Consider the following 21665-nt stretch of genomic DNA (forward strand, 5'->3'; position numbering starts at 1 on the left):
CTCACGGAGGAATTCTTCATTCAAATAAGAATTCATGTCGACGAGCCGACCGCCGATCCTGCCAGGTGCGAGAGCTTTTCGGCCGTGACCAGCAACAGCTCGATGGTCCTGGTGATGTCTGGCGCGGAGGGCGCGTTGACGACGGTGATGTAGGGAATCGACAGTGCCGCGATCGCCTTGCCATCGGAACTGCGCACCGGGGCCGACAGGTTGAAGACACCGGCGGTCTGCATCGAAGCCATCATCTCGTAACCACGGTCGCGTATCTGGTCGAGCCTGGCGAAGAACTCGGCCGACTGCGCCGTCTTGTCGGTGCTGCGGACGTGCTCGGAAATCATCATCTGCCGCTCTTCCTGTGAGCGGAAGGCGAGCAACACATGTCCCGAACCGGTGTCGAACAGGCTAATGTGTGAGCCGACGCGGATCGAGATGCCCCAGTAATTCGGTGCCTCCTGCTGGGCGATCACAACGGCGGAACCACGATCAAAAACAACGAGTTGATTGGCCTGCTGCGATGTCTCTGCCAGCTCGCGCATCAGCGGCGTGGCGTAGGAAACCAGCCGCCGCACCGGCGCATGCAGTTGCGCCAGGCCAAACAGCTTCAGCGTCAGCGAATAACGGTCGCCATCCAACCGGGTGACGTAGCCGCGCCGCACCAGCCGGTCGAGCATGCGATAGAATTCGTTGGGGCTGCGGTCGAGTTTCTTGGCGATTTCGGCTTGTGTCAGGCCACCGTCGACGCCCGCCAGCAGTTCGAGGATGTCGAGCCCCTTGTCAAGCGCCGGCGCGCGATAGCGCTCGTCTTCGCTGTCATCCATGGCGCATCTCTCCAGTGAATTCGATTCTTCATATACGCAGGAACGCGGCCGACGGAAACAAATTTCGCCTTGACGTACCCGTGAATATTTTGTTTGTATATGAATGTGGCACTTCTTGTCATCAGACGAGTTGCAGTCGCCTCTGAGGCGCACCAAGGGAGGATACCAATGAACAGACTGCTTTCCGGCGTGTCCGCCGGCGCATTGTTGCTTGCATTCGGTGCAGGCACGGCCCTTGCCGGCGACCTGCCCGGCAAGTTCGAAGGCGTCACCATCGACGCCAAGCTGATCGGCGGCCAGCAATATGAAAAACTCTATGAGCGCATCCCCGAATGGGAGAAGCTGACCGGCGCCAAGGTAAACATCCTGACCAAGAAGAACGGCTTCGACATCGACAAGGAGCTCAAATCCGACATCGCCTCGGGCAGCACCAACTGGTGCGTCGGCTGGAACCATTCGTCGTTCGCGCCGCAGTATACGAGCCTCTACACCGACCTCAGCAAGCTCCTGCCCAAGGCAGAGATCGACGCTTTCGTGCCTTCGACGATCAAGTCGGCAACCATCGACGGCAAGCTGGAGATGTTGCCGCGCGCGCAGTTCGACGTTTCGGCGCTCTACTACCAGAAGAGCCTGTACGAGAACGCCGACAACAAGACCAAGTTCAAGGCCAAATACGGCTATGACCTCGTGCCGCCGGACACCTGGAAGGAAGTCACCGACCAGGCCGAGTTCTTCGCCAACCCGCCCAATTTCTATGGCACCCAGTTCGCCGGCAAGGAAGAGGCGATCAACGGCCGTTTCTACGAGATGGTGGTCGCCGAAGGCGGTGAATATCTCGACAAGGACGGCAAGCCCGTCTTCAACTCCGAGGCCGGCATCAGGGCGCTCGACTGGTTCGTCAACCTCTACAAGGCCAAGGCCGTGCCGGCCGGAACGACGAACTATTTGTGGGACGACCTCGGCCAGGGCTTTGCTTCCGGCACCGTCGCCATCAACCTCGACTGGCCTGGCTGGGCCGGCTTCTTCAACGACCCGAAGTCGTCGAAGGTCGCCGGCAATGTCGGCGTCAAGGTTGCGCCGAAGGGTTCCTCGGGCAAGCGCACCGGCTGGTCCGGCTTCCACGGCTTCTCGGTGACCGAGAACTGCCCCAACAAGGAGGCCGCGGCTTCCCTGGTGTGGTGGCTGACCAACGAGGACAGCCAGAAGCTCGAGGCCGCCGCAGGTCCGCTGCCGACCCGCACGGCGGTGTGGGACTGGGATCTCCAGCAAGCGGCAAACGATCCTTACAAGAAGGAGGTTCTTGCCGCCTTCCAGGAAGAAGCCAAGCACGCCTTTGCCGTGCCGCAGACGCCTGAGTGGATCGAGATCTCGAATGCCGTCTATCCCGAACTGCAGGCGGCGATCCTTGGCGACAAGACCTCCAAGCAGGCGTTGGATGAAGCAGCCGCCAAGGCGACGCAGATCCTCCAGGACGCCGGCAAGCTCTAGCAATCGCTCCCAAGACGGCCTCCCCCATCAGCGATGGGGGAGGCGATCGCGCCTTGCCGGGGCGCTAACCGATCCATGACAGTTCCCGGCCCGGGCCTCGACGAAGAAGAAGCACCGACAGTTGAATGCAACATCCCACAGGATCTTGATGAAGGGCTTCAAGCCATCCCCGCCATTCCTGCTGCTGCTTCCGGCTGTTATCGTGCTGGCGGCGGTTGTCGTGGTGCCGCTGCTTTTGTCGCTCTATTCCAGCTTCACGCCTTTCCGCCTGACGCGGCCCGAGACTTTCTTCGTCTTCATCGGCTTCAGGAACTATCTTTCGATCCTGTCCAACACCGATTTCTGGTGGGCGTTCGGTCGCACCGTGCTGCTGCTGACGATCGCGCTCAATCTCGAAATGCTGCTTGGCCTCGGCCTGGCGATGCTGGTCGAGAAGGCGACGCGCGGCCAGCGCATCCTGCGCACGCTGATGATGTTTCCGATGATGTTCTCGCCGATCCTGGTCGGCTTCCAATTCAAATTCATGTTCAACGACAATATCGGGCTGGTGAACAATGCCTTGCAGTCGCTTGGGCTCACGCAGGACGCCATACCGTGGCTGATCGAGAGCCATCTCGCCTTCATCGCCATTTCGATCGCCGAAATCTGGTCGTCGACCGCGATCTTCGCCATCCTGATCCTGGCCGGCCTGCTCGCCATGCCCAAGGAACCGATCGAGGCGGCGCGCGTCGACGGCTGCACGCCTTGGCAGACCTTCCGCTATGTGACGTGGCCGTTCGTCATGCCCTTCGCCTACATCGCCATGACCATTCGCTCGCTCGACGTCGCGCGCGCCTACGACATCGTCAAGATCATGACCGATGGCGGACCGGCGGGCCGCACTGAGCTTTTGTGGACGCTGGTGGCGCGCACCGCCTACAGCGACGGGCGCATGGGCATGGCCAACGCCATGGCCTATTTCTCGATCCTGCTGTCGATCGCCTTCACCGTCTATTTCTTCAACAAGCTCGCCGCGGCGCGCACGCAGATCGGTGCTGAGTGGTGAGAATGGACGAGAATTCCTCCGCCCGCCTGAAGCGCCGGCTCACGGGCATTGTCTATCGCATCGGCCTGTTCCTGGCGATGCTGACGATCTGCCTGCCTGGTCTGTGGATCGTGCTGTCGTCGCTGCGGCCGACCGTCGAGATCATGGCCAAGCCTCCGGTGTGGATCCCGCAGGAGATCTCGTTCGACGCCTATGTCGCGATGTTCAGCGGCATCGGCAAGGGCGGCATCCCGGTGATCGAATATTTCCGCAACTCGCTGATCATCTCGGTCACGTCGACGATCATTGCGGTGGCCATCGGCATGGCCGGCGGCTATGCATTTGCGCGCCACCGCTTCCGCGGGAAGTCGAGCGTCTTCCTCGGCCTGATGCTGACACGCACGGTGCCGGGCATCGCGCTGTCGCTGCCGCTGTTCTTCCTCTATGTGCGGCTTGGCATCATCGACACGCATTTCGGACTGATCCTTGCCTATGTCGCGCTCAACGTGCCGTTCACGATCTGGCTGATCGACGGCTTCTTCCGCCAGGTGCCGAAGGACCTTGCGGAAGCCGCGCAGATCGACGGCTGCACGCGCTGGCAGGCGTTCTGGCAGGTCGAGTTCCCGCTCGCCGGGCCGGGCATCGCGTCGGCCGCCATCTTCGCCTTCCTGACCTGCTGGAATGAATTCGCGCTGGCCTCGCAGCTGACCCGCTCGGTGAGCGCCAAGACGCTGCCGGTCGGCCTGCTCGACTACACGGCCGAGTTCACCATCGACTGGCGCGGCATGTGCGCGCTCGCCGTGGTGATGATCATTCCGGCGCTCACCCTCACCTATATCGTCCAGAAACACCTTGTCGGCGGCCTGACCTCCGGCGCGGTGAAAGGCTGACCCATGGCAACCGTTTCCCTCACCAAGCTGACCAAGCGCTACGGCAATGTCGGGATCGTGCACGGCATCGACCTCGACATCGCCGACCGCGAATTCATCGCACTGGTCGGCCCCTCCGGCTGCGGCAAGTCGACGACGCTGCGCATGATCGCCGGGCTGGAGGAGATCAGCGCGGGGTCGATCGAGATCGGCGGCCGCGTCGTCAATGACCTGCCGCCACGGTCGCGCAACATCTCGATGGTGTTCCAGTCCTACGCGCTCTATCCGCATATGACGGTGCGCGAGAATCTCGGCTTTTCTCTGAAGATCGCCGGTGCGGCCAGGGACGACATGGATCGCCGCGTCGCCGAGGCCTCGGCCATCCTCGGCCTCGACACGCTGCTGGACCGCCGCCCGTCGCAACTGTCCGGTGGCCAGCGGCAGCGCGTTGCCATGGGCCGCGCCATCGTGCGCGATCCCGACGTCTTCCTGTTCGACGAGCCGCTCTCCAACCTCGACGCCAAGCTGCGCACGCAGATGCGCACCGAAATCAAGAAACTGCATGCCAAGGTGCAGTCGACGGTGATCTATGTCACCCATGACCAGGTCGAGGCGATGACGCTTGCCGACCGCATCGTCATCATGCGCGACGGCCATATCGAACAGGTCGGCACGCCCGACGAGGTTTTCCGGCGGCCGGCGACGCGCTTCGTTGCCGGCTTCATCGGCTCGCCACCGATGAACCTGCACGAAGCCACGATCGATGACAGCCAGATGGTTTTCGCCAGCGGCGAAAAACTGCCGCTGCCCGGCCAGTTCAAGTTCAATGTCGCCACTGGCGACAAGGTGGTGTTCGGGCTGCGGCCTGACGACATCTATCCGACCGGCCATGGCATCAGTTCCGGCGGCGCCGCCGACGTCCACCAGATCGAGCTGCCGATCACGGTCACCGAGCCGCTCGGCAACGAGACGCTGGTGTTCGTCGAATTCAACGGCACCGACTGGGTGTCGCGCATGCTGAATCCGAGACCACTGAGGTCGGGCGAACGGGTCGCCATGAGCCTCGACATGTCGCAGGCGCATCTGTTTGCCGCCGACACCGGGAAGACATTGCGGAGCTGACTGATGGCCAAGATCGAAAAAATCGAACTGCGGATGGTGGACCTTGTGCCCAAGGTCAAGCGCACCGACGCGATCCAGAGCTTCGTCAGCCAGGAAACGCCGATCGTGACGGTCACCGATTCCGACGGCGCGGTCGGCACCGGCTACAGCTACACGATCGGCACCGGCGGCTCGTCGGTGATGAGGCTGCTGTCCGACCATCTCGCGACGCGGCTGCTCGGCCGCGACGCCGACATGATCGAGGCGATCTGGCACGATCTCGAATTTGCCACGCACGCCACCACGATCGGTGCGATCACGGCCATCGCGATCGCCGCGATCGACACGGCGCTGTGGGATCTGCGGGCGAAGAAGCAGAACCTGCCGCTGTGGAAGCTGGCCGGCGGTGCCAAGGACCGCTGCCCGCTCTACACGACCGAAGGCGGCTGGCTGCACATCGAAACGCAAGCGCTGGTGGACGATGCTCTGGCCGCCAAGGCCAAGGGCTTTCGCGGCTCAAAAGTGAAGATCGGCAGGCCGCACGGCTCGGAGGATCTCGCCCGCCTGTCGGCGGTGCGCAGGGCGGTGGGCGACGGCTACGAGATCATGACCGACGCCAATCAGGGGTTCTCTGTCGACGAAGCGATCCGGCGCGCGGCCAGGCTGCGCGAGCTCGATCTCGCCTGGATCGAAGAGCCGCTGCCGGCCGACGATATCGACGGGCACGTGCGGTTGTCGAACTCGACGCCGACGCCGATCGCCATCGGCGAGTCGCTCTATTCCATCCGCCATTTCCGCGAATACATGCAGAAAGGCGCCTGCTCGATCGTCCAGGTCGATGTCGGCCGCATCGGTGGCATCACGCCCTGGCTCAAGATCGCCCATGCGGCGGAAGCCTTCGACATTCCGGTCTGCCCGCATTTCCTGATGGAACTGCATGTCAGCCTTGCCTGCGCAGTTCAGAACGGCCGCTATGTCGAGTACATTCCGCAGCTCGACCAGTTGACCGGCAAGCATATGCGCATCGAGGATGGCCAGGCGCTGGCGCCCGACGAACCGGGCATCGGCATCGATTGGGACTGGGACGCGGTCAAGGCCATGAGCATCGCCGAATTCACCACGGCGATCACCAGATAGGAGACTGATATGCAGCGGATGGGGATGGTTCTGGGGCTGAAGCCGGAAAAGGTCGAGGAGTATGTCCGCCTTCATGCCGCCGTCTGGCCTGACGTGCTGACCATGATCTCGGCATGCAACATCAAGAACTATTCGATCTACCTGAAGCGGCCGGAGAACCTGCTGTTCAGTTATTTTGAATACCACGGCACCGACTATGCGGCCGACATGGCCAGGATGGCGGCCGACCCGAAGACGCAGGAATGGTGGTCGGTCTGCATGCCTTGCCAGGAACCGCTGGCGACGCGCGGGGAAGGCGAATGGTGGGCAGCGATCGACGAGGTCTTCCATCATGACTGAAAGCGGTTTCGACCCTGCCTCACTCGTCCAATCCTGGCCCAACCCCTCGAAGCCCCGGCCGATCGTCACTTTTGGCGCCGGGTCGATCGTCGGTGACGCGCATTTCCCCGCCTACCGGAAAGCCAGCTTCCCGATCGCCGGGCTTTACGATCCCGATCACGCCAAGGCGGAAAAGCTGGCCAGCCAATGGGGTGTGACAGCCTTCCGCACGCCCGAGGAAGCGGCCACTGTCGAGGGTGCGATCTTCGACCTAGCGACGCCGCCCTCCCGCCATGCCGATGTGCTTGACGCATTGCCTGACGGCGCGGTGGCGCTGATCCAGAAGCCGATGGGCAGCAGCCTTGCCGAGGCAACCGCAATCCTCGATATCTGCCGTTCCAAGAAACTGCAGGCAGCGGTGAATTTCCAGGCGCGCTTCGCACCGATGATGCTGGCGCTGAAGGACGCCATCGCCAAGGGCTGGCTCGGCGAGATCGTCGACTTCGACGTCTGGCTGGCGCTGGCGACACCGTGGCAGCTGTGGGAATTCCTGCTCAAGGCACCGCGCGTCGAGATCGCCATGCACTCGATCCATTATCTCGACCTGATCCGTCAACTGCTTGGCGACCCGCGAGGCGTGCACGCCAAGACGCTCGGCCATCCCAACCATACGGTGGCGCAAACGCGTACCAGCGCCATTCTCGACTATGGCGACACCGTGCGTTGCGCGCTGTCGATCAATCACGACCACAGGTTCGGCCGCCGGCACCAAGCCTCCGAGTTCCGCATCTGCGGCACCGAGGGCGCGGCCTATCTCAAACTCGGCCTCAACCTCGACTATCCGCGCGGCGAACCGGAGGTGCTGGAAATTTATCCGAAGGGCGGAACGGATTGGGTCGCGGTGCCCTTGGCCGGTGAGTGGTTTCCCGATGCCTTCGTCGGCCGCATGGCCAATGTCCAGCGTTTCGCAGTAGGCGAAGACGCAACGCTGGTCAGTCCGGTCGAGGATGCGTGGAGCACGATGGCGCTGGTCGAGGCCGCCTATCAGTCGAGTGCGGCACCGGCGACGCCGATCGCGGAAAGACCCTGATGGAACAGATCCAGTATTTCGAGGACTACGAGATCGGCGCCTCGCGCCTCACCAGCGGCCGCACCATCACCGAAACCGACTTTGTCGTCCATGCCGGCCATACCGGCGATTTCTTCCCGCATCACATGGACGCTGAGTTCATGAAGACGACGCCGTTCGGACAGCGCATCGCGCATGGCACGCTGGTGTTCACGATCGGCATTGGGCTGACGGCGACCATCGTCAATCCCGTCGCCTTTTCCTATGGCTACGACCGGCTGCGCTTCATCAAGCCGGTGTTCATCGGCGACACGATCCGCACACGCACCACCATCGCGGCCAAGGAAGACGATCCCAAGCGGCCAGCTTCGGGACGGGTCATCGAGCGCTGCGAAGTGATCAACCAGCGCGGCGAAGTGGTGCTGGCGGCCGACCACATCTACATCGTCGAACGCAAGCCGGCGGAGCGCTGAAGCTCAGGGCAACCGGCGTTGATCTGGCGCGCGCCGAAACCACGATCGAGGCGCGCGGCGCCGATCCTGTACTGGCGCGCCATCTCGACATCGACGCCGGCAAATCCACTCTGGTGATGCGTCAGCTCATCGTCGATGCGGCCGGCCGGCCGCTGTTGTCGTCGACGATCCGATATGCCGGCGACCGCTATCGCCTTCGCACGTCGTTTTCGCGGACAGGCAGGTCGGCAGGCCGCAATCCGGGCTAGCCCAGACTTTTATGTGACCATCACTGTCGACGCCGGCGCAGCTTACGCCAGCCACTGTTTCACCGCCGGGCGAGCAAGAACCGCACGCATCCGGTCCTCGGCATCGGCAACAGCCAGCGCCATCGGGGCGCGGGTCGGGCCGCAGTCGACGCCGATGACGCGGAACGCCGCTTTCATGCCCGGCAGCACGCCGGTTTCCAACAGCACCTCGACGAAGTCCTGCGACACCATCTGCAGCGCTTTCGCCCGTTCCAGGTCGCCGGCCCGGATCGCCTTGTCCACCGCCACATACAGCCTGCCGAGCAGATTGTAGGTGGTGCCGATGCCGCCATCGGTGCCGAGCATGCCGGCGGCGGCATAGATTTCGTCGAAGCCGTAATAGAACAGTTTCTGCGGCTGCCGCTTGCGCAGCATCGCGTATTTGAACAGGTCGGTGGAGGTGAATTTGATGCCGATGACATTGCGCAGATCGAGCAGCCGGACCAACAAGCCGAGCGGCAACGGCCGGCCGGTGCGCAAGGGGATCTCGTAGACGATCAGCGGCAATTCCGTCGCCGACGCCAGCGCCTGGTAGTAGCCAAAAACCTCTTCGTCGGAGAACGGATAGGAATGCGGCGGCAGCGCCGACAGCGCGTGGTAGCCAAGCCTTTGCGCCTGCCGCGCCAGGCGCATGGAATCGCGCAGGTTTGGCATGCCGACATGGGCGATCAGCCTGGTGCCGGTGCTTTCCGCGCCGGCGAAGACCACCTCTTGCTGAGCCAGCAGTTCGTCCACCGTCAGCAGACCGGATTCGCCGCTGCTGCCGCCGACATAGAGCCCGGCCAGACCCTGGCGCAGGACATAGTCGTTGATGTTGCGCTGGCGCTGCGGATCGAACTCGCCGGCATCGCTCAGTCCGGTCATCAGGGCGGCATACATGCCCGCCAATTCCTTGGTCATTCAGGGATCCTCGGTCTTTCCAGAAGTGTCATAGGGTGCCGGCATGGTGGCAGGCGACGAGATGCTGCCCGGAGACGGGCGACCCGAAATCGCGCACCTCGGGCGTCACCCGCGTGCAGATCTCGCTCGCCATCGGGCAGCGCGGATGAAAATGGCAGCCGGGCGGCGGCTTCGACGGATCGGGCACCGCGCCGCCCAGCACGATGCGCCGGCGTGTTCCGCCGGCCTTCGGATCGGGCACCGGGATCGCCGACAGAAGCGCGCCTGTATAGGGATGCAGCGGGCTGCCGAACACCGCCACGGTGGTGCCGATCTCGACGATCCGGCCCAGATACATCACCGCGACTCGGTCGCTGAGATAGCGGATCATCGACAGGTCATGGCCGATGAAAAGATAGGTGAGCCCGAGGCGCGCCTTGAGATCGTCGAGCAGGTTGACGATCTGTGCCTGGATGGAGACGTCGAGCGCCGAGATCGGCTCGTCCGCAATGATGAATTTCGGATTGGCGGCCAGCGCGCGGGCGATGCCGACGCGCTGGCGCTGGCCGCCGGAGAGCTCGAACGGGTAGCGGTTGCGCAGCGCTTCCCGCAATCCAACCAACGCCAGCAATTCGCTGACGCGGACGTCGCGCGAAGCACGCGTGCCGATCTTCTGGGCGCGCAGCCCCTCGCCGATGATGCGGCCGACGGTCATGCGCGGGTTGAGCGAGCCGAACGGGTTCTGGAACACCATCTGCATGTCGCGCTGGCGCTGCTTGAGCTGCTCGCCCGATGCACCGGCATAGTCCCTGCCCTCGAACAGGATGCCGCCGGCGCTCGGCCGCTCGAGGCCCAGCACAGCGCGGCCGGTCGTCGACTTGCCGCAGCCGCTTTCACCGACCAGCGCCAGCGTCTCGCCGCGCAGCACCTCGAAGCTGACCCCGTCGACAGCGTGGACGGCGCCGACCTGTCGCCTGAGCACACCGCGCCTGATGGGGAAATGCACCTTGAGGTTGGAAACGACGAGCAGCGGTTCCTGCTTTTGCGCCGCAGCCCGCGTGATAACTGGTGCTGCCGCCGAAGGCCGCGGCAAATGCTCGACCTGCCGCCAGCGCCAGCATGCGGTGGTGTGGCCGGCGCCGACCGTTTCCAGCGGCGGCTTTGCCTCGCGGCAGCGCGCCTCGGCATAATCGCAGCGAGGGGCGAAGGCGCAGAAGGTCGGCGGCAGGGTGACGTTGGGCGGCGCGCCCTTGATCGGCACCAGCCTGGTGTTTGCCGCCGTCAGCGACGGAATCGAGTTCAACAGGCCGATCGTATAGGGGTGCGTCGTCGCCGAAAACAGCTCATCGACCGGCGCGCATTCGACGATCGAGCCGGCATACATCACCGCGACGCGATCGACGAAGCCGGCGACCAGGCTGAGGTCATGGCTGATCCAGATGATCGCCATGCCGAGCTGTTTTTGCAGGCGCGCGACCAACTCGACGATCTGCGCCTGGATGGTGACGTCTAGCGCCGTCGTCGGCTCATCGGCGATCAGGATCGACGGCTTGCAGACCAGCGCCATGGCGATGCCGATGCGCTGCAATTGCCCGCCGGAGAACTGGTGTGGAAAGGCGCGCATGCGTTGCGGCGCATTGGCGATGCCGACCAGGTCGAGCATGTCGAGCGCCTGGCGCTCGGCTTGCGGCTGGCTCAGGCCTTGATGTTCGCGCAGCGCCTCGGTCAGCTGCAGGCCGACGGTCAGCACCGGGTTCAGCGACGACATCGGATCCTGGAAGATCATCGCGATGTCGCGGCCGCGGATATGGCGCAATTCGCTGTCGGGCATGGCCAGAAGATCGCGGCCGCGGTAGAGCGCGCGGCCTTGAGTGACGCGGCCGGGCGGCTTGCGGATCAGGCCCATCAATGTCTGCACGGTCACCGACTTGCCGGAGCCGCTCTCGCCGACAATGGCCAGCGACTCACCTTCGGCAAGCTGGAAGGAGACATCGTTGACGGCATAGACGGAGCGGCCTTTTGGACCGAACTCGACGCTCAGCCCTTGCACGTCGAGCACGGGTTGTTGTCCCGGCGCTGTCGTTGGCTTGCGAGCCGCGAGCATATCGAGGCCGGTCATTTCACGCCCCCGCCCATGATGTGCTGCGGGTCGAGCGCATCGCGCAGGCCGTCGCCGACGAAATTGATGCTGAGCACGGCCATCGCAATCATCGCGCCGGGCGGTATCCACATCCAGGGCTGGCTCTCCAGGATCGACAGCGTGCGCGCGTCGCGCAGCATGTTGCCCCAGCTGGCCGCCGGCGCCTGCGCGCCGAGGCCGAGGAAGGACAGCGACGCCTCGAGCAGGATAACAGTCGCCACGTCGAGCGTGATCGCCACGAGGATCGGGCTCAGCACATTGGGCAGGATGTGCTCGAGGATGATGACCGAGGGCGAGGTGCCGAGCGAGCGCGCGGCAAGCACGAATTCCTGGTTGCGCAGCGCTAGGATCTCGCCGCGCGTCAGCCGGGCGATGGACGGCCAGCTGAGCAGGCCGATCACCACCATGGTGTTGAAGATGCTGGGTCCGACCACGGCGACGAAAGCGATGATGATGACCAGGCGCGGAAAGGTCAGAACCGTGTCGATCAGGCCCATCAGCAGGAGATCGACCTTGCCGCCGAAGTAGCCCGCTACGCAGCCGATGAAGACACCTATCGCCGCCGAGATGGCCACGGCGACGAAGCCGACCGTCAGCGAGATGCGCCCGCCATAGAGGATGCGGGCAAAGATGTCGCGGCCGGTGCCGTCGGTGCCGAGCCAATGGACGTCGCCTGGCGGCTGGTTGCGGCCGCGCAGATCGATGTCGTTGGGGCCGTAATGCGCGATCAGCGGCGCCAGCACGCAGGCGAGCACGATGATGGCGAGCATGACCAGCCCAAGCGTCGCCAGACGGTGATTGAGGAAACGGCGCGCCGCCTCGCCCCACAGGCCGCGCGAGGCGCCGGCAGCAACAGTCACGTCGGCGGCGGTGATGTCACTCATAGTTCACCCGCGGGTCGAGCACGCTGTAGGCAAGGTCGGTGGCAAGGTTGGCCAGCATGACGATGATGGCGGTGATCAGCACATAGCCCATGATGACCGGGCTATCCCGGTTCACCACCGCGTCGATGAACATCAGGCCGATGCCCGGCCACTGGAAGATCGTCTCGATCACCACCGAGCCGCCGAACAGCGTCGGCAAAGCAAGGCCGAAGACGGTGGCCAGCGGGATCAGCGCGTTGCGCAGGCCGTGGCGCAGCGTGATCGTGCTCGGCCGCAGGCCTTTGGCCTTGGCGGTGCGCATATAGTCCTGGTTCAGAACTTCGAGCATGCCGGCGCGGGCATAGCGCATGAAGATCGCAGCGCGGAACAGGGCCAATGCAGCAGCCGGCAGGATCAGATGCCTGAGATTGTCGACGAGCGAGAAATTGTCGCCCGCCGTCGAAATGCCCGACGACGGCAGCCAACGCAATTCAAGTGCAAAGACGTAGACGAGCAGCAGCCCCATGAAGAAATCCGGGATCGACACGCCGACAAAGCCGCCAAGCGTCAGCGAATAGTCGGTCAGCCGGTATTGCCTGAGCGCCGAGATCACCCCCAGCGTGGTGCCGATGATGAAGGCTGCGAGCAATGCCACCCCCATCAGTTCCAGCGTCATCGGCAGGCGCTCGCCGATGATCTCGCCGACACTGCGGCCATTGACGAAGGAGCGGCCGAGATTGCCGTGCAGGATCTGGCCGATCCAGTCGAGGTACTGGATGTAGAGCGGCTGGTCGAGGCCGAGTTCGCCGCGCCGCATCGCGATCAGTGCTTCGCTCGACGGCGCCTCCGCCGTGATCATCGCCAGCACGGCATCGCCAGGCATGGCGTGCGCGATGGCGAAGACGATGACGGTGACGCCGAACAGCACCGGGATGCCGAGCAGCAGTTTTCGCAGGAGATAGCTTAGCACCGGCCTCTCCTATGGCTGAAGGCGCTTTTGAGGCCGCGGGTCATGGGGCCCAGACAGAGCCCCATGACCGGCAAGTGAAGACGTTTCCGCAGCGGTTTATTTGGCCACTTCCCACTTCTCGACTTCGTTGTAGACCGGGTGGTTGAAGATCACGAGCGGCTGCTCCTTGAAGTGCTGCGCCAGGCCGACGATGTGGTTGTTGAAGGCCAGCGGCCGCACCTCGTTCCACAGCCAGGCCTTGGGCAACTCCTTGTTGAGGATGCGCGAGGCTTCCTGGTAGCTCTCGGCGCGCACGGCGCGGTCGGCCGATTCCAGCCCCTTGTTGAAGAGTTCGTCGACCTTGGGATTGCAATAACCCATGCTGAGAGGCTTTGCGCCGCAGACGACGACCGGCGAGCCGAGCGAGGGATCGAGCCCCATGCCATTGGCGAAAAAGCCCATCTGAAAGCTGCCGTCGGCATAGGTCTGGTTGATTGCCGCAGGATCGAGCAGGCGCGGCTGGATGTTGACTCCGACAGCGGCCAGATAACTCTGGATGGCGGTGATGGTGTCGACGTTCATCTGGTCGGAATAGTAGTAGATGAAATCGACCGGCTGGCTGCCGTCCCAGCCCGCCTCGGAAAGCAATTGCTTGGCCTTGTCGGGATTGTAGTCGTAGGGCTCGAGGTCCTTGGCGCGCGCCCAGTCCTGCGGGAACAGCGTGTTCGACAATTCGCCGGCACCCTGCTTGACCGTCTCGATGATGGCCTTGCGATCGATGGCGTAGAGCATCGCCTGGCGCACCCGCATGTCGGCGAAGCGCTTGTTCTCCAGGTTGAACTGCAGGTAGGTCGGCAGGCCGGCGGAGAATTTCGGCAGCACCGTCAGATAATCGAGCTTCTGCAGGCGGGCGAGCTCGGAGATCGGCACGCCGCCGCCCTCATAGGACATGGCGTCAACCTCCTGCGTCTCGAGGGCCGCGATGATCGGCGGCACGTCCTTGTAGATCTGGTAGATGATGCGGTCGAGCTTTGGCGCGCCGAGGAAATAGTCGGGATTGCGGTCGACCTCGACATACTGGTCGCTCTCGTATTTCTTCCAGATGAACGGGCCGGTGCCGACGCGGTTGACCCAGAAGGCGTTGCCCTTGATGTCGGCGGGCGCGACCTTGCCCAGAAGGTGTTCAGGGAAGATGCTGATGGCGATAAGCTGCAACTGCACCCAGAGCGGCTTGGCGCTGTCGAGCTCGACCTGGACGGTCATGTCGTCAAGCGCCTTGACCCCGGCAAGCGAGGAGGCAGAGCCATCCTGGAACGCCTTGTATCCGGCCACGGCCGAGAGCTTCTGCGACCATGGCGAGTTGACCTTCGGGTTGGCGTAGAGGTTGAGGCTGAACACCACGTCCTTGGCGGTGAACGGGGTGCCGTCATGCCATTTGACGCCATGGCGCAGGCTGAAGACATAAGTCTTGCCGCCATCCGGCGTCTTCCAGCTTTCGGCCAGCATCGGCTGTACGTCGTCGCCCGTCCACTTAATGTGGACCAATCCCTGCAAAACGGTCTCATCGAGCCGGTGGCCGCACGTGGTGTGGAGCGTGCCCATCTCGATGCAGCCGGTGCGCATGGCCGAGCGGAACGTGCCGCCATCCGCGGCCTTGGCGAGGCCTGCTGCAAACATTAGCGCCAGCGCCGGCACAAGGCTCATCAACAGTCTTCTCATGGAATTCTCCTCCCGTTGCTTTCCGCCGGCCGAAATCGGGCGATGCCCTGCTCCAGGCCGATTTCCGCGCCAAGCCCTCGCCTGTCGCGCCGACCGCCGCGCATCAGCCGGCGGCGGCCTCCTCCAACCCTTCGGTCTCGCAAGTCCTCGCTTGCCGCGACTGGTCTAATAGCTTAAAAGGTAGACCATGCACAATATGCCGGTTCGAAAAAAATTGTCCGATGAAGTCCGCCTTCGCCTGGAGGAGATGATCCGGGACGAGGTCTATCCGGTCGGCGCCTCGCTGCCGTCCGAGCGCGACCTGATGTCGATGTTCGATGTCGGCCGCCCCTCGGTGCGCGAAGCGTTGTTTGCGCTGGAGAAGATGGGCCTGGTGCGCATCAACAGCGGCGAGCGGCCGAAGGTGACGCGGCCGACGCCGCGCAACATGCTGGAGCAACTGACGGGCACGGCGCATCTGTTGATGGACCAGCCCGACGGCATCGGCCATTTCGAGCAGTTGCGGCTGTTTCTCGAAGTCTCGATCGCGCGCCATGCCGCCGAGGTGGCAACGGCCGCGCAGGTCGACGCGCTTGCCGCGGCGCTGGCCGAGAACGAGCGCGCCATTCCCCGCGCCCGCGCCTTCGCCGTCACCGACGTCGCGTTTCACCGCGTGCTGACCGCAATCCCCGGCAACCCGATCTTCCTCGCCGCGCACGAAGCGCTGGTGGAGTGGCTGATCAACCAGCGCATCCACATGGCCAACACCGAGGTCGAAAACCGCAGGAGTTTTGCTGGCCACCAAAACGTGTTCGAAGCCATCGAGCGGCATGATCCGGAAGCGGCCGGGCGAGCGATGCGCGAGCATCTGGAAAACGCCCGCCGCAAGTTCAATGCGGGCCTGGCAAAACCCGACTAGGCACATCCGCCTGCACGGCTGGTCAATAACGGCGCGCCCGAGAACGCCGGGCCGCGTGAAATACTCTTTGCCGGGTGGAAATCCCGATAACACCCGGTACTATCTGCAAAAATATCGAAATCGGGAGGCTCCGGGTGCAAACCAAGAAGATCATCAATGACGGCAATCGCGCCGTCGACGAGATGCTGGAAGGCATCCTGGCTGCGCATCCCCGCCATCTCAAGAGCGTCGACGGCAGTTCACGCTCGATCATCGCCCGTGACGGACCGCGCCAAGGCAAGGTGGGCCTCGTCATCGGCGGCGGCTCGGGGCACGAGCCGAGCTTTCTTGGCTTCGTCGGCAAGGGGCTGGCCGATGCGGCAGCCATCGGCAACGTCTTCGCCTCGCCGCCGCCAGACCCGATCCTTGAATGCGCCAAGGCGGTCAGCGGCGGCGCCGGTGTCCTGTTCATGTACGGCAACTATGCCGGCGACGTGATGAATTTCGACATGGCGGCCGAGATGGCTGATATGGACGACATCGAGGTGCGCACGGTGCTGAGCACCGACGACGTCGCCTCGGCACCGCGCGACCAGCGGCACAAGAGGCGCGGCGTCGCCGGCAATTTCTTCATCTTCAAGGCGGCCGGTGCTGCCTGCGACCGGATGCTGTCCTTCGACGAATGCGAGCGCATCGCCGGGAAAGCCAACGACCACACCTTCACCATGGGCGTGGCGTTGTCGCCCTGTTCGCTGCCACAGACCCGCCGGCCGAATTTCGAGATCGGGCCGGACGAGATGGAGATCGGGATGGGCATCCACGGCGAGCCCGGCATCGCGCGCGGAAAGCTGAAAACGGCCGATGAGATCACCGACGAGATGCTGGACAGGATCCTCGACGAGATGGCGCCGGCGCGCGGCGACAAGGTCGCCGTGCTCGTCAATTCGCTCGGTTCGACGCCGCTGATGGAACTCTACATCATGAACCGGCGGGTGAAGCGCCGGCTTGATGACATTGGCGTATCCATTCACGCAACCTGGGTCGGCAATTACTGCACCTCACTCGAAATGGCCGGGGCCTCGATCACGTTACATCGGCTGGACGGCGAGTTGCAGACGATGTTGGACCACCCCTGCGACTGCGCCATGTTTCGCGCCGGCTAGACCATGATCCCGAAAAGTGGGGTTCCGGTTTTTGGAAAAGATCATGGTCAAACAATAGAGCTTCAGCGGCAAGGGACAAAGACATGACGACAATCGACAGCGCCCGCCTTGCCGGCATGTTCGCGGCCATCGCGGCCGCCGTATCGGCAGACAGGGACCGACTGTGCGCACTTGATGGCATCATCGGCGACGCCGACCACGGCATTGCGATGGATTTGGGATTTTCGGCGGCACGCGATGCGGTCGCTGCTTTGGATGCCGAGACGACCGATCCGACTACCTTGCTGAATACGGCGGCAAAGTCGTTCCTGAATGCCGTCGGCGCCTCCTCGGGTCCGCTCTATGCCACTGCGTTCATGCGCGGCGCGGCAGCCGTGAAGGGCAAGAAGACGCTTGACGACGCCGACACCATCGCAATGTTCCAGGCCATGGCCAAGGGCATTCAGGATCGCGGCAAGGCCGAGCCGGGCGAAAAGACGATGATGGATGCATGGGGTCCGGCAGCGCAGGCGGCGGGCGAGGCGCTGGCGTCCGGCAAGGGTCTCACGGACAGTCTCGAGGCTGCGGCCCAGGCGGCGAAGGCAGGCGCGGAAGCGACCAAGGCGATGATCGCCGCCAAGGGCCGGGCGTCGCGCCTCGGCGAACGCTCGCTTGGCCATATGGACCCAGGCGCCGCGTCCGCCGTAACCGTGATCGAGGCGATGCGGGTCGCCCTGACCGGCTAGGACCACATCTTTCAGCGCTTGCTGTCGAGCTTGTCGATGGCCTGCACGTTTGCGGCGGAGGGGCCGTTCGGATCGAACTCCGAGGCCAGCCATGCGTCGGCGATCGATTTCGCCAGTTCGGGACCGATGACGCGGGCGCCCATGGTGATGATCTGTGCGTTGTTGGACTTGGCGGCGCGCTCGGCGGAATACGTATCGTGGGTCAATGCGGCGCGAATGCCCGGGACTTTGTTGGCGGATATGCTGACGCCAATGCCGGTGCCGCAGAACAGGATGGCCCGGTCGTAGTTGCCGTCCAGAATTTCGTGACCGACCTTGGCGGCGATATCGGCGTAGTATCCGGCCTGGCTAAGATCGATCACCTGCAGCTCCGGCTTCGTGGCGAGATGCTTGGCAATGACGTCGAGCAGCGGCTTGCCGGCGCTGTCGGCTCCGAGTGCAATTTTCATGGCATGAACTCCTTTGCTTCTTATTGTAATGGTCAGCGCCCGATGGCGGCCGACGCCTTTTTTAGGATGTCGATATAGCCTTCCGCTTGCCACGCCGAACGGCCGATGAACAGGCCATCGACATGCGGCTGGCCGATCAGTTCGGCCGCGTTGCCGGGATTGACGCTGCCGCCGTAAAGCACGGGCGGCGCGTTCGCCATCCGGCTTGCGGCGACCTCTTTGATCAGCGCCTGTTGCTTGTCGGCATAATCGGCGCTGGCCGGGATGCCCTTCTCGCCGATCGCCCAGACAGGCTCGTAAGCAAAGAGGATTTCCGCCGACAGTTCAGCGTCCTTCAGACCTTGTAGCGCACCAAGAACCTGAGCAGTCAAAACGTCATCGGCGCGCCCGCCCTCGCGTTCGGTCAACGTCTCGCCGACGCAGATCAGCGGCACGAAGCCGTGCCTGACCGCCGCCGCCGTCTTCAATCCGACAGTCGCATCCGTTTCGCCAAAATGCTCGCGACGCTCGCTATGGCCGAGTTCGATCAGATCGAGCCCACAATCCCTGAGCATCACCGGCGAAACCTCTCCCGTCCAGGCGCCGGCGTCCGCCCAATGCATGTTCTGGGCGCCGACTTTCACGCGGGTCTTGGCCAGCGCCGCCTTGACCTCGCGCACGGCGGTGAACGGCGGAATGACGAACGGTTGTATCGCCGGATCGAAACCAGGCACGAACGCCGCCAGGGCATCGGCGAACTGCAGTGCCTCCGCCAGCGTCTTGTTCATCTTCCAGCTCGTGCCGACCCAATATGGGGCCATTCTTTTCTCCTTCGATCCTTTTGCGGCGGACATCGGCGCCGGCTGTCAGGCGACGTATTCGTTCAGGCTCGAGGCTTGAGACTATCGCGGCCGCTGTCGATGTAAGGCGCCCAGAAATCCACCGACTCGCGGATCATCTCGACAACCTGATGATCGACCGGTTCCCTCTCCCTGAAGGAAAGTTCGAGGCAAATTTCGTTGTCGGTTCCGCCACCCTGCCGCACGGTATCGAGCAGCTTCTGCGGAACTATGCGGCCGTCCTTGTTGTAGGCAGCCGTGAACGGCCAGTGCCCGCCCTTGTTCATCGAAGACTGCTTGATGTGGATGATCGGCGATTGCAATGGAAACGCTTTCGCCCAGGCATAGGGATCGGTGTCGTCGGGATTTGGCGAGGTGACGTCGCCATGGTCGATATCCACCATCATCTGCATCGGGATCGGCAGCTTGGCCGCGTCGATGGCGCTCTGCAGCGTGACGCAGCTTTCGATCGTGTGGCCAAATTCCCGGCCCACCGACATCGGCTCCCAGAACAGATATGTCAGGCCCGCCGCCTTGGCGTGTTCGGCCACCTCGTGCCAGCATTCGAGCGCGATGTCGAGAAGTGCAGCGCGCCGTTGCGGATCGTCAAAGTCCTTGTAAGTGAATATGGCGAATTGCGTGCCCATGCCTGGTGCACCGAGTTCGGCGGAAATGTCGGCGAAGGTCTTGAACCAGTCGACATAGTAGCGCCGGACATCCGGGTCCGGATGGCCGAAATGATTGAGCCGGCCATAGGGTCCGGTCATGCCGGAGGTGATCCTGACACCGGTCCGCGAAAGCGCCTTGTTGAACTGGCGCAGGAATTTGGCAATCGTCGCCGCCGGCCAGCCCGGATTGACGAATTCGTGGGTCAGCTGCACGTCGCGGATGCCGATGCCATAGGCAATGGCATCGATCAGGTCATCGGGATCGGCGAAGCGGTTGACCAGCGGATTGGTGTTGAGGGAAAGTGTGAAAGCCATCAGTCCGCCGCCGCCGCCGCCATGATGTTACCGAACCAGTCCTCGAATGTCTTCCGCTCGGCTTCATTGATGTGCAGTCCATGTTTGGTGCGACGCTCCAGTATGTCAGCTGATGTGCCGGCCCATTCGGTGTCGACCAGGAACTTTGCCTCCCGTTCATAAAAATCGGGTCCGAAGCGGCGGCCGAGATCCGCCTCTCTCTGCGTGCCGCCGAGCAATTGCCTGGCACGGCTGCCATAGTTTCGAGCGTAGTGCTTCACCAGCGACGGGCCGAGCCATGGAAACTCGGTGTGCAAGTCGCTCAGGAACTGTTCGAAGTCCGCATTCGGCAGGTCGCCCCCCGGCAAGGGAATTTTGGCCGTCCAGGGTCTCTTCATCGCCGGAAAGAACGGCTGGATTTTCTCAAGCGCATGTTCGGACAGCTTGCGGAAGGTGGTGATCTTGCCGCCAAACACCGACAGCAGCGGTGCGCCGCCGCTCGGGGCGTCGAGTTCGAAGATATAGTCGCGCGTCACCGCGCTTGGATTGTCGGCGTTGTCGTCATAGAGCGGGCGCACGCCGGAGAAGCTATAGACGACGTCCTGTGGTGTCAGCTGTCGCTTGAAATAGCGATTGACCACCTTGATCAGATAATCGACTTCGCTTAGCTCTGCGGCCACTTCCTCCGGCCTGCCTTCGTAGGGAATGTCGGTCGTGCCGATCAGCGCCAGATCGTTCTCATAGGGGTTGACGAAGATCACTCGCTTGTCGCTGTTCTGGATGAGATAGGCCTGCCGTCCCTCCCAGAATTTGGGCACGACGATATGGCTGCCCTTTACAAGCCGAACATTGCGGGTGGAATTCTGCCCGGCGACGCGGCTGACAATGTCGTTGACCCACGGCCCTGCCGCATTGACCAGCGCCCGCGCGCGGATTTTCGTCACCGCGCCCGTGCGGCCATCCTGCATGTCGATCGACCACAGTCCGTCTTCGCGGCGGGCGGCGACACAAGCGGTCCGCGTGAGCACGCTGGCGCCGCGCTGGCTGGCGTCCAGGGCGTTGAGCAGCACCAGGCGCGCATCGTCGACCCAGCAGTCGGAATATTCGAAACCGCGCTTGAATTCGTCCTTGATCGGCGCCCCTTCCGGCGCCGTTCCCAGATCAAGCGTCCTGGTTCCCGGCAGCCGCTTGCGGCCGCCAAGGTGGTCGTAGAGAAACAGTCCGAGCCGGACCAGCCATGCCGGCCTGTCTTCGGGGCTGTGCGGAAGAACGAAGCGCATGGGCCAGATGATGTGCGGCGCTGCCTCGAGCAGCACTTCGCGTTCGATCAGCGCTTCGCGAACCAGCCGGAATTCATAATATTCCAGATAGCGTAGGCCGCCATGCACCAGCTTGCCGGAGCGCGAGCTGGTGCCTTGCGCCAGATCGTCCTTTTCGCACAGGATAACGGACAGCCCACGACCTGCCGCATCACGCGCAATGCCGGCCCCGTTGACGCCGCCACCAATCACGAAGAGATCAACTGTATCACTCAAGA

The 21665-nt window shown here is 63.4% G+C and carries 22 protein-coding genes; 12 read left to right on the top strand and 10 right to left on the bottom strand.

The genetic code is table 11. The features are described from left to right. Window positions 1-32: 32 nt before the first annotated feature. A complete protein-coding gene (locus AC1DZU_RS09920) occupies window positions 33-818 on the bottom strand; it encodes an IclR family transcriptional regulator (protein WP_184871614.1) in 786 nt (261 codons plus the stop codon). Between the two features lie 168 nt (window positions 819-986). Between AC1DZU_RS09920 and AC1DZU_RS09925 the strand changes: the two genes are divergently transcribed. The 9 genes from AC1DZU_RS09925 (at window position 987) to AC1DZU_RS09965 (ending at window position 8545) form a co-directional block, all read left to right on the top strand. Then, entirely contained in the window at window positions 987-2306 is a 1320-nt protein-coding gene (locus tag AC1DZU_RS09925; RefSeq protein WP_477284080.1) for an ABC transporter substrate-binding protein, read from the top strand. Between the two features lie 148 nt (window positions 2307-2454). Further along, entirely contained in the window at window positions 2455-3351 is an 897-nt protein-coding gene (locus tag AC1DZU_RS09930) for a carbohydrate ABC transporter permease (protein ID WP_095080847.1), read from the top strand. Window positions 3352-3353: 2 nt separating this feature from the next. Next, entirely contained in the window at window positions 3354-4220 is an 867-nt protein-coding gene (locus tag AC1DZU_RS09935) for a carbohydrate ABC transporter permease (protein WP_477284083.1), read from the top strand. Between the two features lie 3 nt (window positions 4221-4223). Beyond that, window positions 4224-5321 (top strand): ABC transporter ATP-binding protein, encoded by a 1098-nt coding sequence (locus AC1DZU_RS09940; protein ID WP_477284085.1) that lies wholly within the window; start codon window positions 4224-4226, stop codon window positions 5319-5321. Window positions 5322-5324: 3 nt separating this feature from the next. Continuing rightward, complete coding sequence (locus tag AC1DZU_RS09945) at window positions 5325-6437, top strand: mandelate racemase/muconate lactonizing enzyme family protein (RefSeq protein WP_477284087.1); 1113 nt, start codon at window positions 5325-5327, stop codon at window positions 6435-6437. 9 nt (window positions 6438-6446) lie between these two features. Continuing rightward, window positions 6447-6776: an L-rhamnose mutarotase gene (locus AC1DZU_RS09950; protein ID WP_477284089.1), complete on the top strand. Its 330-nt coding sequence runs from the start codon at window positions 6447-6449 to the stop codon at window positions 6774-6776. Then, window positions 6769-7845 (top strand): Gfo/Idh/MocA family protein, encoded by a 1077-nt coding sequence (locus tag AC1DZU_RS09955; protein WP_477284091.1) that lies wholly within the window; start codon window positions 6769-6771, stop codon window positions 7843-7845. The genes AC1DZU_RS09950 and AC1DZU_RS09955 overlap by 8 nt, the downstream gene beginning before the upstream one ends. After that, window positions 7842-8297, top strand: coding sequence for a MaoC/PaaZ C-terminal domain-containing protein (locus tag AC1DZU_RS09960; protein ID WP_477284223.1), 456 nt, complete (start codon window positions 7842-7844; stop codon window positions 8295-8297). Before AC1DZU_RS09955 ends, AC1DZU_RS09960 begins: the two co-directional genes overlap by 4 nt. Beyond that, on the top strand, window positions 8294-8545 hold the full coding sequence (locus AC1DZU_RS09965) for a UTRA domain-containing protein (protein WP_477284225.1): 252 nt from the start codon (window positions 8294-8296) through the stop codon (window positions 8543-8545). Before AC1DZU_RS09960 ends, AC1DZU_RS09965 begins: the two co-directional genes overlap by 4 nt. 42 nt (window positions 8546-8587) lie before the next feature. On the opposite strand, the gene AC1DZU_RS09970 is transcribed toward AC1DZU_RS09965, so the two are convergent. The 5 genes from AC1DZU_RS09970 to AC1DZU_RS09990 form a co-directional block, all read right to left on the bottom strand. Further along, window positions 8588-9484 carry a dihydrodipicolinate synthase family protein gene (locus AC1DZU_RS09970; RefSeq protein ID WP_477284093.1) on the bottom strand — a complete coding sequence of 299 codons (897 nt, stop codon included), beginning with the start codon at window positions 9482-9484 and terminating at the stop codon, window positions 8588-8590. A gap of 28 nt (window positions 9485-9512) precedes the next feature. Continuing rightward, window positions 9513-11582, bottom strand: coding sequence for an ABC transporter ATP-binding protein (locus AC1DZU_RS09975; protein ID WP_477284095.1), 2070 nt, complete (start codon window positions 11580-11582; stop codon window positions 9513-9515). Then, window positions 11579-12487 carry an oligopeptide ABC transporter permease gene (gene opp4C / locus AC1DZU_RS09980; protein WP_477284097.1) on the bottom strand — a complete coding sequence of 303 codons (909 nt, stop codon included), beginning with the start codon at window positions 12485-12487 and terminating at the stop codon, window positions 11579-11581. Before opp4C ends, AC1DZU_RS09975 begins: the two co-directional genes overlap by 4 nt. Beyond that, a complete protein-coding gene (locus tag AC1DZU_RS09985; protein ID WP_477284099.1) occupies window positions 12480-13436 on the bottom strand; it encodes an ABC transporter permease in 957 nt (318 codons plus the stop codon). Before AC1DZU_RS09985 ends, opp4C begins: the two co-directional genes overlap by 8 nt. Before the next feature lie 96 nt (window positions 13437-13532). Beyond that, window positions 13533-15134, bottom strand: a complete 1602-nt coding sequence (locus AC1DZU_RS09990) for an ABC transporter substrate-binding protein (RefSeq protein WP_477284101.1) — start codon at window positions 15132-15134, stop codon at window positions 13533-13535. A gap of 196 nt (window positions 15135-15330) precedes the next feature. Between AC1DZU_RS09990 and nanR the strand changes: the two genes are divergently transcribed. From nanR to dhaL, 3 genes are all read left to right on the top strand, one after another. Further along, window positions 15331-16032 carry a transcriptional regulator NanR gene (gene nanR, locus AC1DZU_RS09995; RefSeq protein WP_477284227.1) on the top strand — a complete coding sequence of 234 codons (702 nt, stop codon included), beginning with the start codon at window positions 15331-15333 and terminating at the stop codon, window positions 16030-16032. A gap of 134 nt (window positions 16033-16166) precedes the next feature. Beyond that, window positions 16167-17174, top strand: coding sequence for a dihydroxyacetone kinase subunit DhaK (locus tag AC1DZU_RS10000; RefSeq protein ID WP_477284103.1), 1008 nt, complete (start codon window positions 16167-16169; stop codon window positions 17172-17174). A gap of 83 nt (window positions 17175-17257) precedes the next feature. Continuing rightward, window positions 17258-17899, top strand: coding sequence for a dihydroxyacetone kinase subunit DhaL (gene dhaL / locus AC1DZU_RS10005; protein WP_477284105.1), 642 nt, complete (start codon window positions 17258-17260; stop codon window positions 17897-17899). Window positions 17900-17910: 11 nt separating this feature from the next. Here the strand turns inward: dhaL and derI are convergent, their stop codons facing one another. The 4 genes from derI to AC1DZU_RS10025 all read right to left on the bottom strand — a co-directional run bounded on the left by derI (window position 17911) and on the right by AC1DZU_RS10025 (window position 21663). After that, window positions 17911-18348: a D-erythrulose-4-phosphate isomerase gene (gene derI / locus AC1DZU_RS10010; RefSeq protein WP_095080806.1), complete on the bottom strand. Its 438-nt coding sequence runs from the start codon at window positions 18346-18348 to the stop codon at window positions 17911-17913. 32 nt (window positions 18349-18380) lie between these two features. Next, window positions 18381-19148: a triose-phosphate isomerase gene (locus AC1DZU_RS10015; protein WP_477284108.1), complete on the bottom strand. Its 768-nt coding sequence runs from the start codon at window positions 19146-19148 to the stop codon at window positions 18381-18383. Window positions 19149-19210: 62 nt separating this feature from the next. Continuing rightward, on the bottom strand, window positions 19211-20149 hold the full coding sequence (locus AC1DZU_RS10020) for a sugar phosphate isomerase/epimerase family protein (RefSeq protein ID WP_477284110.1): 939 nt from the start codon (window positions 20147-20149) through the stop codon (window positions 19211-19213). Further along, window positions 20149-21663: a glycerol-3-phosphate dehydrogenase gene (locus AC1DZU_RS10025; protein WP_477284112.1), complete on the bottom strand. Its 1515-nt coding sequence runs from the start codon at window positions 21661-21663 to the stop codon at window positions 20149-20151. The genes AC1DZU_RS10020 and AC1DZU_RS10025 overlap by 1 nt, the downstream gene beginning before the upstream one ends. Between the last annotated feature and the right edge of the window lie 2 nt (window positions 21664-21665).

Source organism: Mesorhizobium sp. P2_A12 (assembly GCF_056405075.1).

Bases quoted from the DNA above. Each gene is read 5' to 3' on its own strand.
- AC1DZU_RS09920 (WP_184871614.1), bottom strand. From the start codon at position 818: ATGGATGACAGCGAAGACGAGCGCTATCGCGCGCCGGCGCTTGACAAG.
- AC1DZU_RS09925 (WP_477284080.1), top strand. From the start codon at position 987: ATGAACAGACTGCTTTCCGGCGTGTCCGCCGGCGCATTGTTGCTTGCA.
- AC1DZU_RS09930 (WP_095080847.1), top strand. From the start codon at position 2,455: ATGAAGGGCTTCAAGCCATCCCCGCCATTCCTGCTGCTGCTTCCGGCT.
- AC1DZU_RS09935 (WP_477284083.1), top strand. From the start codon at position 3,354: ATGGACGAGAATTCCTCCGCCCGCCTGAAGCGCCGGCTCACGGGCATT.
- AC1DZU_RS09940 (WP_477284085.1), top strand. From the start codon at position 4,224: ATGGCAACCGTTTCCCTCACCAAGCTGACCAAGCGCTACGGCAATGTC.
- AC1DZU_RS09945 (WP_477284087.1), top strand. From the start codon at position 5,325: ATGGCCAAGATCGAAAAAATCGAACTGCGGATGGTGGACCTTGTGCCC.
- AC1DZU_RS09950 (WP_477284089.1), top strand. From the start codon at position 6,447: ATGCAGCGGATGGGGATGGTTCTGGGGCTGAAGCCGGAAAAGGTCGAG.
- AC1DZU_RS09955 (WP_477284091.1), top strand. From the start codon at position 6,769: ATGACTGAAAGCGGTTTCGACCCTGCCTCACTCGTCCAATCCTGGCCC.
- AC1DZU_RS09970 (WP_477284093.1), bottom strand. From the start codon at position 9,484: ATGACCAAGGAATTGGCGGGCATGTATGCCGCCCTGATGACCGGACTG.
- AC1DZU_RS09975 (WP_477284095.1), bottom strand. From the start codon at position 11,582: ATGACCGGCCTCGATATGCTCGCGGCTCGCAAGCCAACGACAGCGCCG.
- opp4C (WP_477284097.1), bottom strand. From the start codon at position 12,487: ATGAGTGACATCACCGCCGCCGACGTGACTGTTGCTGCCGGCGCCTCG.
- AC1DZU_RS09990 (WP_477284101.1), bottom strand. From the start codon at position 15,134: ATGAGAAGACTGTTGATGAGCCTTGTGCCGGCGCTGGCGCTAATGTTT.
- nanR (WP_477284227.1), top strand. From the start codon at position 15,331: ATGCCGGTTCGAAAAAAATTGTCCGATGAAGTCCGCCTTCGCCTGGAG.
- dhaL (WP_477284105.1), top strand. From the start codon at position 17,258: ATGACGACAATCGACAGCGCCCGCCTTGCCGGCATGTTCGCGGCCATC.
- derI (WP_095080806.1), bottom strand. From the start codon at position 18,348: ATGAAAATTGCACTCGGAGCCGACAGCGCCGGCAAGCCGCTGCTCGAC.
- AC1DZU_RS10015 (WP_477284108.1), bottom strand. From the start codon at position 19,148: ATGGCCCCATATTGGGTCGGCACGAGCTGGAAGATGAACAAGACGCTG.
- AC1DZU_RS10020 (WP_477284110.1), bottom strand. From the start codon at position 20,149: ATGGCTTTCACACTTTCCCTCAACACCAATCCGCTGGTCAACCGCTTC.